The 13874-nt window shown below is 73.7% G+C and carries 13 protein-coding genes; 10 read left to right on the top strand and 3 right to left on the bottom strand.

The features are described 5' to 3' along the window. The first annotated feature begins 6 nt into the window (after positions 1-6). Positions 7-561 carry a Uma2 family endonuclease gene (locus ACIA8Q_RS05520; protein WP_396316792.1) on the top strand — a complete coding sequence of 185 codons (555 nt, stop codon included), beginning with the start codon at positions 7-9 and terminating at the stop codon, positions 559-561. An 8-nt stretch (positions 562-569) separates the two neighbouring features. Here ACIA8Q_RS05520 and ACIA8Q_RS05525 read toward each other — a convergent pair whose 3' ends face one another. The 3 genes from ACIA8Q_RS05525 to htpX form a co-directional block, all read right to left on the bottom strand. Then, positions 570-1397: a DUF3097 domain-containing protein gene (locus ACIA8Q_RS05525; RefSeq protein ID WP_360210184.1), complete on the bottom strand. Its 828-nt coding sequence runs from the start codon at positions 1395-1397 to the stop codon at positions 570-572. Positions 1398-1428: 31 nt separating this feature from the next. Beyond that, positions 1429-2013, bottom strand: a complete 585-nt coding sequence (locus ACIA8Q_RS05530) for a hypothetical protein (RefSeq protein ID WP_360210182.1) — start codon at positions 2011-2013, stop codon at positions 1429-1431. A 103-nt stretch (positions 2014-2116) separates the two neighbouring features. After that, positions 2117-3037, bottom strand: a complete 921-nt coding sequence (htpX, locus tag ACIA8Q_RS05535; protein ID WP_360210180.1) for a zinc metalloprotease HtpX — start codon at positions 3035-3037, stop codon at positions 2117-2119. 263 nt (positions 3038-3300) lie between these two features. On the opposite strand from htpX, the gene hrcA reads away from it, so the two are divergent. The 9 genes from hrcA (at position 3301) to ybeY (ending at position 13860) form a co-directional block, all read left to right on the top strand. Next, positions 3301-4335, top strand: coding sequence for a heat-inducible transcriptional repressor HrcA (gene hrcA, locus ACIA8Q_RS05540; RefSeq protein ID WP_360210178.1), 1035 nt, complete (start codon positions 3301-3303; stop codon positions 4333-4335). A gap of 76 nt (positions 4336-4411) precedes the next feature. Beyond that, positions 4412-5554 (top strand): molecular chaperone DnaJ, encoded by a 1143-nt coding sequence (gene dnaJ, locus ACIA8Q_RS05545; protein WP_360210176.1) that lies wholly within the window; start codon positions 4412-4414, stop codon positions 5552-5554. 117 nt (positions 5555-5671) lie between these two features. Continuing rightward, the gene (locus tag ACIA8Q_RS05550; protein ID WP_396316793.1) at positions 5672-6421 is read left to right on the top strand and encodes a 16S rRNA (uracil(1498)-N(3))-methyltransferase; all 750 of its coding nucleotides are present in this window, start codon (positions 5672-5674) and stop codon (positions 6419-6421) included. 84 nt (positions 6422-6505) lie between these two features. Further along, on the top strand, positions 6506-9769 hold the full coding sequence (locus ACIA8Q_RS05555) for a PDZ domain-containing protein (RefSeq protein ID WP_360210172.1): 3264 nt from the start codon (positions 6506-6508) through the stop codon (positions 9767-9769). 166 nt (positions 9770-9935) lie between these two features. Further along, a complete protein-coding gene (locus tag ACIA8Q_RS05560) occupies positions 9936-10727 on the top strand; it encodes an RDD family protein (RefSeq protein WP_396316794.1) in 792 nt (263 codons plus the stop codon). 44 nt (positions 10728-10771) lie between these two features. Continuing rightward, positions 10772-11125, top strand: a complete 354-nt coding sequence (locus tag ACIA8Q_RS05565) for a histidine triad nucleotide-binding protein (RefSeq protein ID WP_360210168.1) — start codon at positions 10772-10774, stop codon at positions 11123-11125. A gap of 8 nt (positions 11126-11133) precedes the next feature. Next, on the top strand, positions 11134-12057 hold the full coding sequence (locus ACIA8Q_RS05570) for a ribonuclease Z (protein ID WP_360210166.1): 924 nt from the start codon (positions 11134-11136) through the stop codon (positions 12055-12057). A 175-nt stretch (positions 12058-12232) separates the two neighbouring features. Continuing rightward, the gene (locus tag ACIA8Q_RS05575) at positions 12233-13351 is read left to right on the top strand and encodes a PhoH family protein (RefSeq protein WP_387897660.1); all 1119 of its coding nucleotides are present in this window, start codon (positions 12233-12235) and stop codon (positions 13349-13351) included. 14 nt (positions 13352-13365) lie between these two features. Next, entirely contained in the window at positions 13366-13860 is a 495-nt protein-coding gene (ybeY, locus tag ACIA8Q_RS05580; RefSeq protein ID WP_030061268.1) for an rRNA maturation RNase YbeY, read from the top strand. The last annotated feature ends 14 nt before the right edge of the window (positions 13861-13874 follow it).

Here is a 13874-nt window from a genome sequence, read left to right on the forward strand (position 1 = left end):
CGCGCAGTGACCGCCATCGATGACCGGATGACGGGGATCTTCGAGAACCTGGAGGTCCCGGAAGGCGTCAAGGCCGAGCTCATCAGGGGGGAAATCGTGATGACGGCCGGGCCGGACATGGTCCACAACCTCATCATCGAGTCCATCGTCGACCAGATTCCCCGTGGCCGCTGGCACCGGCTCCAGACCCAGGACGTGGCGTTCCCCGCGGACGGCAGCGAGCCGCAGCCCGACCTGGTGGTGATCGAGCGGGGCGCCGTCGAGGGCCCCGGGCGTCTGGTCCCCGCACCGGCGGTGACGCTCGTCGTCGAGGTCGTCTCGAGGACGAGCGTCCACCGCGACTACCACGTCAAGCGGGAGATCTATGCCGGGGGGATGATCCCGGTCTACCTGATCGTCGATCCGACGAAGGGCGAGTGCCTGATGCTCACCGAGCCGCGCACGGCGACCGCCTCGGGCGTTCCGGACTACTGGTCCGGGCGCACCACCAAGTTCGGGGACCCGATCCCCGTGGACGTCCTGGGGATGACCCTGGAGACCGGTGAGTTCGGAACGCTCTGATCCGGACGTCAGTCCGGGAGGGTCACGAAGTCGATGAGCTCCTCGACGCGGCCGAGGAGCTCGGGCTCCAGGTCCTTGTAGCTGTTCACCCGGGACAGGATGTGCTTCCAGGCGGCGGGGGTGTCCGCCGGCCAGCCGAGGCGGCGGCAGGTGCCCTGCTTCCAGTCCTCGCCGCGGGGGACGTCGGGCCAGGCGGGGATGCCGACCGAGGAGGGCTTCACGGCCTGCCAGACGTCGACGTACGGGTGGCCGACGACCAGGACGGCGTCGCCGGTGACCCGGGCGGCGATCCGGTGCTCCTTGGTGCCGGGGAGCAGGTGGTCGACCAGGACGCCGAGCCGCCGGCCGGGGCCGGGGGCGAACTCGGCGACGATCGCGGGCAGGTCGTCCACGCCCTGCAGGTACTCGACGACCACGCCCTCGATGCGCAGGTCGTCGCCCCACACGCGTTCGACCAGTTCGGCGTCGTGCCGGCCCTCGACGTAGATCCGCGACTCGCGCGCCACCCGGGCCCGGGCGCCGGGGACGGCGACCGAGCCGGAGGCGGTGCGGCCGGGCGTGCGGGCGGGGGCGGGGCCGGCCGGGCGGACCAGGGTGACCACCCGGCCGTCCAGCAGGAAGCCGCGCGGCACCAGGGGGAACACCCGGTGCTTGCCGAAGCGGTCCTCCAGGGTGACGGTGAAGCCCTCGGCGGTCTTCTCGCAGCGCACCACCGCGCCGCAGAAGCCGGTGGCCGCCTCCTCGACGACCAGGTCCCGGTCGGCCGGCACCTCCGGGGCGGGGGTCTGCTTCTTCCACGGCGGGGTCAGGTCGGGTCCGTACTGGCGGCTGCGCATGCAGGCGACTATAGGGAGTGCGGACGGACCGTCAGAGTCCGGGCGCGCCCCAGACCGGGAACCAGCGGCTGAGGTCCTTCTCCAGCCGCAGGTCGTTCCCGAGCAGGGCGTTGACCTGCAGTTCGAGCGGGCTGTTGCGCCGCTCGCCGCCGCCGGGCATCGGCGCGAAGGGGTAGAAGGTGCCGCGCTTGTACAGGTAGACGAGGGCGAGCGACCGGCCCTGCGGGTCGCGGAAGCCCACCAGCGAGCAGAGCAGCTGCGGCCCGAAGCCGTTCCCCTCCAGCTCGCTGTTGACCGCGTGCAGGTCGTTCACCAGCTCGGGCAGCTCCTCGGGGGTGTGCCGGGCGAGCAGCCAGGAGTAGCCGTAGCCGTCCTTGGAGGCCTCCACCGGGACGCCGCCGCGCTCGGTGTCGGCGTCCAGCAGCTCCCGCACCTGCTGCTCGACCTGGCCGAAGGCCGCGCCCTCGACGGCGGCGAAGCACACCGAGCCGAGCCCGGTGGGGGTGAACCCGGCCCCGGCCTCCAGGGTGAGGGCGGCGGACGGCACGCCGAACAGCTGGTCGAGGTCGGGCTTGACGGGCTTGGTGCGGCCGAACAGGGCGTCCAGGATTCCCACGGTGGTCCTTTCGCGTCGAGGCGGAGGGGTGGCGGGGCGGAGGGGTGACGAGGCGGCGGGCCGGTGAGGCGGCGCGGCGGCGGTGGGCGGGGGAGCCCCGCGGTCAGCGGCCGAGCTGCTCGGAGATCTTCGCCAGCTGGTCCAGCCGCTTCTCCAGCGTCGGGTGGGTGGAGAACAGCTGGGCGGCGGTCTCCCGGGCGCCGAGCGCGGGGGCGAAGTAGAAGGCGTTGTAGGGCTGGGCCTGGCGCAGGTCCTTGCTGGGGATGGCGGCGATCTGCCCGGTGACCTTGGTCAGGGCGGAGGCCAGGGCGCTGGGCCGGCCGGTGAGCTGGGCGGCGGCGCGGTCGGCGGCGAGCTCCCGGTAGCGGGAGAGCAGCCGGGTGAGCAGGAAGCTGATGGCGTAGACGACCATCGACACCAGCGGGATGATCAGGGCGACGATGGCCGCGTTCTGGTCGTTGTTGTTGCGGCCGCCGCCCATGAAGCCGCCGTACACCGCGATCCGGGTCATCGCGCCGGCGAGGACGCCGAGGAACCCGGCGACGGTCATCACCGCGACGTCCCGGTGGGCGACGTGCGACAGCTCGTGGGCGAGGACCCCTTCGAGCTCCTCGGGCTCCAGCCGGCGCAGCAGCCCCGTGGTGACGCAGACCACGGCGTTCTGCGGGTTGCGGCCGGTGGCGAAGGCGTTCGGCATGTCGTTGTCGGCGACCGCCACCCGGGGCTTGGGCATGTCCGCGAGGGCGCAGAGCCGGTCGATGGTGCCGTGCAGCTGCGGGTACTGCTCCGGGCTCACCTGGTGGGCGCCCATCGCCCGCTCGGTGATCTTGTCGCTGAACCAGAACTGGGCCACGAACAGCCCGCCGGAGATGAGGACGATCAGTGGCCAGGCGCCGCGCAGGAGCGCGATCAGCAGGCCGGTGAAACCGACGTACAGCAACCCGATCACGAACATCGTCACGACCATGCGGCCGGTCAGACCGCGGTCGGGCGCGAAACGGGTGTGCTGGCCCGAGCTCGACATCGCTTGCTCCTCCATTCGCCGTCGCTTCCGATGCTGCCACCCGGACGGCCCCACGGCACCACCCCCGCGCCGGGAACTGCGGGCAGGATCACTCCGGCCGGGCCGTTCCTGCCTCAAGGCCCGGGCCTTACACTGGCAGGTACGGTTCTGGCACTCGTAGGTTCAGAGTGCCAGGGCGGTCACCGGATCCGGGGCCTTCCCGGAGCGGTCGGCAGCATCTGTGACACAGACGGACAACGTGCGAAGACGGAGGTGTGTGCCCCATGGCCGGTGAGATCCGCCAGCTGGACGACCGCAAGCTCGCCGTGCTCCGCGCGATCGTCCAGGACTACGTGGGGACCGAGGAGCCGGTCGGCTCCAAGGCCCTGGTGGAGCGGCACAACCTCGGGGTCTCCCCGGCGACCGTGCGCAACGACATGGCGGCGCTGGAGGAGGAGGGCTACATCCACCAGCCGCACACCAGTGCCGGGCGCATCCCCACCGACAAGGGCTACCGCCTGTTCGTCGACAAGCTCGCCGAGATCAAGCCGATGAGCGCCCCCGAGCGCCGGGCGATCCGGCACTTCCTGGACGGCGCCGTCGACCTGGACGACACCGTGGCCCGCACGGTGCGGCTGCTCGCGCAGCTGACCCGGCAGGTCGCGGTGGTGCAGTACCCGTCGCTGTCGCGCTCCACCGTCCGGCACATCGAGCTGGTCGCCCTCGCCCCGACCAAGGTGATGCTGGTGCTGATCACCAACACCGGCCGGGTCGAGCAGCGGATGGTGGACTGCCCGGGCACCGTCGGCGAGACGGTCCTGGCGGACCTGCGGGCCCGGATCAACGCGCGGGCCGCCGGCCAGCGGCTGCCGGACGTGCCGGGGTTCCTGGAGGAGCTCCCGGCGATGTTCGAGCAGGCGGACCGGCCGACCGTCACCACCGTCCTGGCGACGCTGTTCGAGGCGCTCGCCGAGCAGAACGAGGAGCGGATCATGCTGGCCGGCACGGCCAACCTGACCCGCTTCGGCCACGACTTCCCGCTCACCATCCAGCCGGTGCTGGAGGCCCTGGAGGAGCAGGTCGTCCTGCTCCGCCTCCTGGGTGAGACCGCGGACGCCGGGATGACGGTCCGGATCGGGCGCGAGATCGCCTACGAGGGGCTGAATTCCACCTCGGTGGTGTCGGTCGGTTACGGTTCGGGCGACGAGAGCGTGGCCAAACTGGGTGTGATCGGTCCGACCCGGATGGACTATCCGGGCACAATGGGGGCGGTGCGTGCGGTGGCGCGGTACGTGGGTCAGATCCTGGCCGAGTCGTAGCAATCGACCGCCGTTGCACGGGTAACGGCGGTGTCCAGTCGCAGCACTTCTACAGGCGGAACAAGCGGAGCATTTGGTGGCCACGGACTACTACGCGGTACTCGGCGTCCGACGGGATGCGGGGCAGGACGAGATCAAGAAGGCGTTCCGGCGCCTGGCACGCGAACTGCACCCGGACGTCAACCCGGACCCGAAGACGCAGGAGCGGTTCAAGGAGATCAACGCCGCCTACGAGGTGCTCTCCGACCCGCAGAAGCGCCAGGTCTACGACCTCGGCGGCGACCCGCTGTCCCCGGGCGGCGGCGCGGGCGCGGGCGGCTTCGGCGCCGGCGCGGCCGGATTCGGCTTCTCGGACATCATGGACGCCTTCTTCGGCGCCGCGGCCGGCCAGCGCGGACCGCGCTCGCGGACCCGGCGCGGGCAGGACGCCATGATCCGGCTGGAGATCACCCTGGAGGAGGCCGCGTTCGGCACCACCAAGGAGCTCCAGGTCGACACGGCGGTCACCTGCACCACCTGCAGCGGCGAGGGCGCGGCCCCCGGCACCTCCGCGCAGACCTGTGACATGTGCCGCGGCAAGGGCGAGGTCTCCCAGGTCACCCGGTCCTTCCTGGGCCAGGTCATGACCTCCCGCCCCTGCCCGCAGTGCCAGGGCTTCGGCACCGTCGTGCCGACCCCGTGCCCGGAGTGCGCCGGCGACGGCCGCGTGCGCGCCCGCCGCACCCTGACCGTCAAGATCCCGGCGGGCGTCGACAACGGCACCCGGATCCAGCTGGCCGGCGAGGGCGAGGTCGGCCCCGGCGGCGGCCCGGCCGGCGACCTGTACGTCGAGATCGCCGAGACCACCCACACCGTCTTCCAGCGGCGCGGGGACGACCTGCACTGCACCGTCACCATCCCGATGACGGCGGCCGCGCTCGGCACCCAGGTGCCGCTGCAGACCCTCGACGGGCTGGAGGAGGTCGACATCCGGCCGGGCACCCAGTCCGGGCAGTCGATCCCGTTGCACGGGCGGGGCATCACCCACCTGCGCGGCGGCGGCCGCGGCGACCTGATAGTGCACGTCGAGGTGCAGACGCCGACCAAGCTCGACGCCGAGCAGGAGGAGCTGCTGCGCCGGCTCGCGGTGCTGCGCGGCGAGGAGCGGCCGGCCGGCCAGTTCGCGCCGGGCCAGCAGGGCCTGTTCTCGCGCCTGAAGGACGCGTTCAACGGCCGGTAGCCGTCCGCGCGGGGGTGCCGGGGATCCGCCCGGCACCCCTTTCGCGTGCCCGCCCGGTTTCGCGTGCCCGCCCAGCCGGAGCGCCCCCGCTCCGCCCCACCACCGGAGGTTCCCCGCATGACCGCCCCCGTCTTCGTCGTCGAGACCGAGCGGATCGCCGCCGCCGCGCCCGGCACCGTGGTGCGCCTGGACGGGCCGGAGGGGCGGCACGCGGCCGCGGTGAAGCGGCTGACCGCCGGTGAGGCGGTGACCCTCGCCGACGGCCTGGGCCTGGGCGTGGACGGCACGGTCGCCGAGGTGCTCGGCAAGGACGCGATCGACGTCGCGGTGGCGGCGGTGCGCCGGGAGCCGGAGCCGGCGCCGCGGATCGTCGTCGTCCAGGCCCTGCCCAAGGGCGACCGCGGCGAGCTGGCGGTGGAGACCATGACCGAGGTCGGCGTGGACGTGGTGATCCCGTGGTCCGCCTCCCGCTGCATCACCCAGTGGAAGGGCGACCGGGGCGCCAAGGCGCTCGCCAAGTGGCGGGCCACCGCCCGGGAGGCGGGCAAGCAGTCCCGCCGGCTGCGCTTCCCCGAGGTGCGCGAGCCGATGACCACCCGGCAGCTGGCGCCGGTGCTGGCCGCCGCGGCGTTCGCCGCCGTGCTGCACGAGGAGGGCTCCCGGCCGCTGGCGCACGCCGGGCTGCCGGAGGGCGGCGACCTGGTGCTGGTGGTGGGCCCGGAGGGCGGGGTCTCCCCGGAGGAGCTGGCGGCCTTCGCCGAGGCGGGCGCCGGGCCGTACCGGCTGGGCCCCTCGGTGCTGCGCACCTCGACCGCCGGCGTGGCCGCCGGCGCACTGCTGCTGGGGCGCACCGGCCGCTGGTCCTGACCGGCCGGACCGGGCGGCTCGCCCGGGCGCCGGAGTCTGCGAAAAGCGGAGCGCGTCGTACGCGCACGTGCCTACGCTGGCCGCGTGACGGAACCCCTGAGCACCCCTGCGGGCGCCTACCTGCGCCACCCCCATCTGCACGGTGACCTGATCACCTTCGTCGCCGAGAACGACGTCTGGCTGGCCCCGCTGGACGGCGGCCGGGCCTGGCGGCTGACGGCCGACCACCTGCCGGTCCACCACCCCCGGTTCGCCCCCGACGGGCGGCACATCGCCTTCACCTCCACCCGGGACGGCGCGCCCGAGGTGCACGTGGTGCCGGTCGACGGAGGCCCCTCCCGCCGGCTCACCCACTGGGGCAGCGACCAGACCCAGCTGCAGGGCTGGACGGCGGACGGCCGCCCGATCGCCACCACCACCGCGGGCGAGGCCACGCTGCGCCGCACCTGGGCGCACGCCGTGCCGCTGGACGGCGGCGCGTCGGAGCGGCTGCCGTACGGACCGGTCGGCGGGCTCGCCCTCGAGCCGGACGGCGCGGGTGCCGACCCGGCCGAGGACCGGGGGAGGGTGCTGCTGGCCACCGTCAACAACCGCGAGCCGGCCTGGTGGAAGCGGTACCGGGGCGGCCGGGCGGGCAAGCTGTGGATCGGCCGGGACGAGTTCGTCCGCGTCCACGAGGAGCTGGACGGCCAGCTCTCCTCGCCGCTGTGGGTGGGGGAGCGGATCGCCTTCCTCTCCGACCACGAAGGCGTCGGCGAGCTGTACTCCAGCCTCCCCGACGGTTCGGACCTGCGCCGGCACACCACCTCCCCGGACGGCTTCTACGCCCGCAACGCCAGCACCGACGGCACCCGGGTGGTCTTCCACCGCGCCGGCGACCTCTGGCTGCTGGACGACCTGGACGGTGCCGAGGCGCGCCGCCCGGACGTCCGGCTGGCCGGCCCGCGCAGCGGCCGCCGCCCGCGCCCGGTGTACGCCGCGCACTGGCTGGAGTCCGTCGCCCCCGACCGCACCGGCCGGGCGAGCGCCGTGGTGGTGCGCGGCGGGGTGCACTGGCTGACCCACCGCGAGGGCCCGGCCCGGGTGCTGGACGAGACGCCGGGCGTGCGCGCCCGGCTGGCCCGGGTCGTCCCGGGCGAGGACGGCGGGCAGGGCGTGCTCTGGGTCAGCGACGCCGAGGGCGAGGACGCCCTGGAGTTCGCCCCCGCGGTGCAGGGCGCCGAGCGCCGACGGCTGGCGGCCGGGCAGCTCGGCCGGGTGAACTCCCTGGTGGTGTCGCCGGACGGCAAGCAGGCGGCGCTCGGCGTGCACGACGGCCGGGTGCTGCTGGTCTCGCTCGCCGACGGCACCGTGCACGAGCTGGCCCGCAGCACCGATGGCGAGGTGAGCGGGCTGGCCTTCAGCCCGGACTCGGCGTGGCTGGCGTGGTCGCGCCCGGTGCCGGGGATGGGCCCGTACTCGCTGCGCCAGATCGTGCTGGCCAACCTGGCCACCCGCACCGTCGGCGAGGCCACCCAGCAGCGCTTCATCGACACCTCGCCGGCGTTCACCGCGGACGGCCGCTACCTGGTGTTCCTGTCGGTGCGCAACTTCGACCCGGTCTACGACTCGCACGTCTTCGACCTGTCGTTCCCCAACGGCTGCCGCCCGTACCTGATCACGCTGGCCGCGGACACGCCGTCGCCGTTCGGGCCGCAGCGGGCCGGGCGTTCGATCGGCGGGGACGAGGACGAGCCGCGCGGCAAGAAGGCGGACGGCGAGGAGGCCGCCGCCGACGCCGCGCCGGTGACCAGGGTCGACCTGGACGGCATCGCCGACCGGATCGTCCCGTTCCCGGTCGAGGGCGGCCGCTTCGACTCGCTCCGGGCGGTCAAGGACGGCGTGCTGTGGAGCCGGGTCCCGCTGCTCGGCGAACTCGGCGACGAGGCGGCCTCGCTGGAGGACGAGCGGCCCCGGCCCACCCTGGAGCGCTTCGACCTGCGCAAGCGCCGCGCCGAGCAGCTGGTGCACGGGCTCGACTCCTTCGCGGTCAGCGGGGACGGCACCCGGGTGGCGGTGCTGGACGAGGGCGAGCTGCGGATCGTCCCGGCCGACCACAAGGCGGGCGGCGAGGACGACGAGGTGGCCGTCGACCTGGCCCGGCTGCGGGTGACGGTGGACCCGGCCGCCGAGTGGCGGCAGATGTTCGACGAGAACGGCCGCCTGATGCGGGACAACTTCTGGCGCCCCGACCTGGGCGGCGTGGACTGGGACGGCGTCCTGGACCGCTACCGGCCGCTGGTCGACCGGGTCGGCTCCCACGACGACCTGGTGGACCTGCTCTGGGAGGTGCACGGCGAGCTCGGCACCTCGCACGCCTACGTGATGCCGCACGGCCTGCACACCGAGCCGGCCCGGCGCCAGGGCCTGCTCGGGGCCGACCTGGTCAAGGACGGCGACCAGTGGCGGATCGCCCGGATCCTGCCCGGCGAGTCCTCCGACCCGCGGGCCCGCTCGCCGCTGGCGGCGCCCGGCGCGGCCGTCCGCCCGGGGGACGCCGTCCTGGCCGTGAACGGCCGCCCGGTCGACCCGGTCACCGGCCCGGCCCCGCTGCTGGCCGGTACCGCCGGGCAGCCGGTCGAGCTGACGGTGGCCGGAAAGGACGGCACCGACCAGCGGCACCCGGTGGTCGTGCCGCTCGCCGACGAGGAGCCGCTGCGCTACCACGACTGGGTGGCCGGGCGGCGGGCCGCGGTGCGCGAGCTGTCCGGCGGGCGCCTGGGCTACCTGCACGTCCCCGACATGCAGACCACCGGCTGGGCCCAGATCCACCGCGACCTGCGCTCGGAGATGGCCCGGGAGGGCGTGGTCGTCGACATCCGGGAGAACCGCGGCGGCCACACCTCGCAGCTGGTGATCGAGAAGCTGGCCCGCCGGATCGTCGGCTGGGACGTCGCCCGGGACATCGCCAGCCCGCTGCCCTACCCCGGTGACGCGCCGCGCGGGCCGCTGGTCGCGCTCTGCAACGAGTTCTCCGGCTCGGACGGCGACATCGTCAACGCCGCGATCCAGGCGCTCGGCCTCGGCCCGGTGGTCGGCACCCGGACCTGGGGCGGGGTGATCGGCATCGACAGCCGGTACCGGCTGGTCGACGGCACCCTGGTGACCCAGCCCAAGTACGCGTTCTGGCTGGAGACCTACGGCTGGGGCGTGGAGAACCACGGCGTCGACCCGGACGTCGAGGTGCCGTTCGCCCCGCACCAGTGGGCGGCCGGGGAGGACCCGCAGCTGGCCGAGGGGGTCCGGATCGCGCTGGAGGCCCTCGCCGCGACCCCGGCCCGGCCGGCGCCCGCGCTGCCCTGGGAGTAGCGGGGCCGCCCGCGCACCCGGGGGCGGGGGAAGCCGGCGGCGGGGGAGGCCGGCGGAGCGGGAAGTCGGACGGGCCGACTTCCCGCTCCGGGCGGTGAGTAGGATGCGGGGCTGTTCTTGATCGATCCCGATCGGGAACGAGCATCCACAGCTCACGGGGGAGCACATGGCACAGGGCTATCCGCAGCCGCAACCGCAGCAGTACGGGCAGCACCCGGACCCGTACGGGCAGAACCCGTACGGGCAGGGCGCCCACGGCCAGAACCCGTACGGGCAGAACCCGTACGGCCAGGACCCGTACGGCCAGGACCCGTACGGCCAGGACCCGTACGGGCAGGGCGCCCACGGCCGGAACCCGCAGGCCCAGCCGTACCCGGGGCAGCCGCAGTACCAGCAGCCCCAGCCGCCGCAGGCGCCGTACCCGCCCTACCAGCAGGCGCCCCACCAGCAGCCGTACGGGCAGCCGCAGCCCGCCGCGCACCGGCCGCCCTGCCCCAAGGAGGCGGGCGGCGGTCGGCGCTTCCTGGCGATCGTGCTCGACTTCCTGTTCGCCGTCGGCCTCGGCTTCGTCGCCGCCAACGCGGCCAGCCGTCCCAGGCCCGCCGCGCACGCGGTGGCCGGCCACGCGTCCCACGCCGCGGGCCCGGCCGTGCCCTACTTCGTGGCGCTGCTGCTGGTCGGACTCGCCGCGTCCTTCCTCAACCAGGTGGTGCTCGCCCGCCTGACCGGGTTCAGCGTGGGCAAGGGGATCCTGGCGATGCGGGTGGTGCGCCGCAAGGGCGTCATGCGCCCGAACACCTGGCGGCTGACCCGGCGCTGGCTGCTCGGCTTCGTCTTCCTCGCGGTCACCCTGCTGTCCGAGGACTTCGACCTGGACGACGGCGACATCGTCGGGATGCGCTCCGTCCGCTGGAAGCACCTGCAGGAGTACCAGCAGGCGGTCGGGCGGCTCGGCTAGGCTGCCGCCGTACCGCCCCGCGACCCGAACCCGAGGAGTAGCCGATGGCCGGCGAGCCGCAGTCCGACTGCCTGTTCTGCAAGATCGTGGCGGGCGAGATCCCGGCGACCGTCCTGCGCAAGACCGAGCGCGTGCTCGCCTTCCGCGACATCGCCCCCAAGGCCCCGGTGCACGTCCTGGTCATCCCGCACGTCCACTACCCGAACGCCGCCGCGCTGGCCGCCGCGGAGCCGCAGATCGCCGGCGAACTGCTCGCCGAGGCGGGCGCGGTGGCCCGGGACGAGGGCATCGAGGACTACCGGCTGATCTTCAACACCGGGGCCGGCGCCGGCCAGACGGTCTTCCACGCCCACGTCCACGTGCTCGGCGGCAAGCCGATGACCGAGAGCATGGTCTGAGGCTCTCCGTGTCACAGCGCGAACTCGTCGTCCTCGGCACCGCCAGCCAGGTGCCCACCCGGCACCGCAACCACAACGGCTACCTGCTCCGCTGGGACGGCGAGGGCCTGCTGTTCGACCCCGGCGAGGGCACCCAGCGGCAGATGCTGCACGCCGGGGTCTCGGCCACCCAGATCACCCGGATCGCCGTGACGCACTTCCACGGCGACCACTGCCTGGGGCTCGCCGGGGTGATCCAGCGGATCAACCTGGACCGCGTCCCCCACCCGGTGGACGTCTACTTCCCGGCCTCCGGCGAGGTCTACTTCGAGCGGCTGCGGCACGCCACCGCCTTCCACGAGACGGCCGTGCTGCGCCCCCGCCCGATCGACGAGCCGGGCCCGCTGCCGGCGCCCGGCGCCCGGTTCGCCCTGGACGCCGTGCGGCTCTCCCACCCGGTGGAGTCCTTCGGCTACCGGCTGTCCGAGCCGGACGGCCGCCGCCTGGTGCCCGAGCGGCTCGCCGCCCTCGGCGTCCACGGCCCCGCGGTCGGCCGGCTGCAGCACGAGGGCGCGACCGAGGTCGACGGCCGGCTGGTCACCCTGGACGAGGTGAGCGAGCCCCGGCCGGGCCAGCGCTTCGCCTTCGTGATGGACACCCGGCTCTGCGACGGCGTCCACGAACTGGCCGAGGGCACCGACCTGCTGGTCGTCGAGTCGACCTTCACCGACGCCGACGCCCGCCTCGCCGAGGACCACGGCCACCTCACCGCCGGGCAGGCCGCCAAGGTCGCCGCCGAGGCCGGCGCGCGGACCCTGGTGCTGACCCACTTCTCCCAGCGCTACCCGGACCTCGGGCAGCACCTGGCCGACGCCCGCAAGCACTTCGACGGGCACCTGGTGCTCGCCGAGGACCTCGCCCGGGTGCCCGTCCCGCCGAGGCGGCAGGGCTGAACCGCGCGGAGCACGCCGAAAAGGGCTCGCGCCGCCCCGCGATCTGCCGCAGCATCGTCGGGTGCGGCCCCGCCGCCCGCCGCGGCGATCACGTGCGCGGCGTACCCTGGTGCCCCGGAGGACCGAGCGGCACACGACACCACGGATGGGATGAGGCAGGCCCCAGCGCCGACCTATGAGTGACACATCGCAGACCCGTACCAACGGACAGTCGCGCCCCGAACCGGCCGACGACGGCCGCGTCAGCGCCCGGATCGTCATCCCCGAGAAGCACCCGATGGTCACCCTGCTCGGCACCGCGGACTCACTGCTGCGGGTGATCGAACAGGGGTTCCCCGCCGCCGACATCCACGTCCGCGGCAACGAGGTGACCGCCACCGGAGCCCGCGCCGAGGTCGCGCTCGTGCAGCGGCTCTTCACCGAGATGATGCTGGTGCTGCGCACCGGCCAGCCCCTGACGGAGGACTCCGTGGAGCGCTCCATCGCCATGCTCCGCGGTGCCGCGGAGGACCCGGACAGCCCGGCGCCGTCCCAGGTGTTCACCGCGAACATCCTGTCCAACCGGGGCCGCACGATCCGCCCCAAGACCCTCAACCAGCAGCGCTACGTCGACGCGATCGACAAGCACACGATCGTCTTCGGCCTCGGCCCCGCCGGTACCGGCAAGACCTACCTCGCGATGGCCAAGGCCGTCCAGGCCCTGCAGGCCAAGGAGGTCAACCGGATCATCCTGACCCGCCCGGCGGTCGAGGCGGGCGAGCGGCTGGGCTTCCTGCCCGGCACGCTCTACGAGAAGATCGACCCGTACCTGCGCCCGCTCTACGACGCGCTGCACGACATGATGGACCCGGACTCCATCCCGCGCCTGATGGCGGCCGGCACCATCGAGGTCGCGCCGCTGGCGTACATGCGCGGCCGCACCCTCAACGACGCCTTCATCATCCTGGACGAGGCCCAGAACACCTCGCCCGAGCAGATGAAGATGTTCCTCACCCGCCTCGGTTTCAACTCCCGGGTGGTGGTCACCGGCGACACCAGCCAGATCGACCTCCCGGGCGGCACCCGCAGCGGCCTCAAGGTCGTCCAGGAGATCCTGGCCGACGTGCCCGACATCCACTTCTCCGTCCTCACCAGCACCGACGTGGTCCGCCACAAGCTGGTCGGCCGGATCGTGGACGCCTACGAGCGCTGGGACGCCCGGCAGGAGGCCGAGGAGAACCCCTCGTCCGCCCGCAAGCCCGCCCAGCGGCGCGGCTCCCGCGCACCCCGCCAGTCCCATCGCACCGAAAGCTGAGTACGCAGCCCGTCATGTCGATCGACATCGCCAACGAGTCCGGTTGGGACGCCGACGAGGAAGCCATCCTCGACGTCGCCCGCTTCGCCCTGGACAAGATGCGGATCCACCCGCAGTCCGAACTGTCCGTGATCCTGGTGGACGGTGCGGCGATGGAGGAGCTGCACATCCAGTGGATGGACCTCCCCGGACCCACCGACGTGATGTCCTTCCCGATGGACGAGCTGCGTCCCGGCAAGGAGGGCGAGGAGCTGCCGCAGGGCCTGCTCGGGGACATCGTGCTCTGCCCCGAGGTCGCCGAGCAGCAGGGCAAGGCGGCCCCCTCCAAGCACTCGATGGACGAGGAGCTGCAGCTGCTCACCGTCCACGGCGTGCTGCACGTCCTCGGCTACGACCACGAGGAGCCCGAGGAGGAGGAGGAGATGTTCGCCCTCCAGAAGCGCATCCTCGACGACTGGCGGGCGGGCCGCGGCCTCGGCGGCATCTCCCCGGCCCCCACCACCCACTGAGCGCGGAGCCCGAA

The organism is Kitasatospora sp. NPDC051705 (assembly GCF_044453265.1).
GTDB lineage: Bacteria > Actinomycetota > Actinomycetes > Streptomycetales > Streptomycetaceae > Kitasatospora.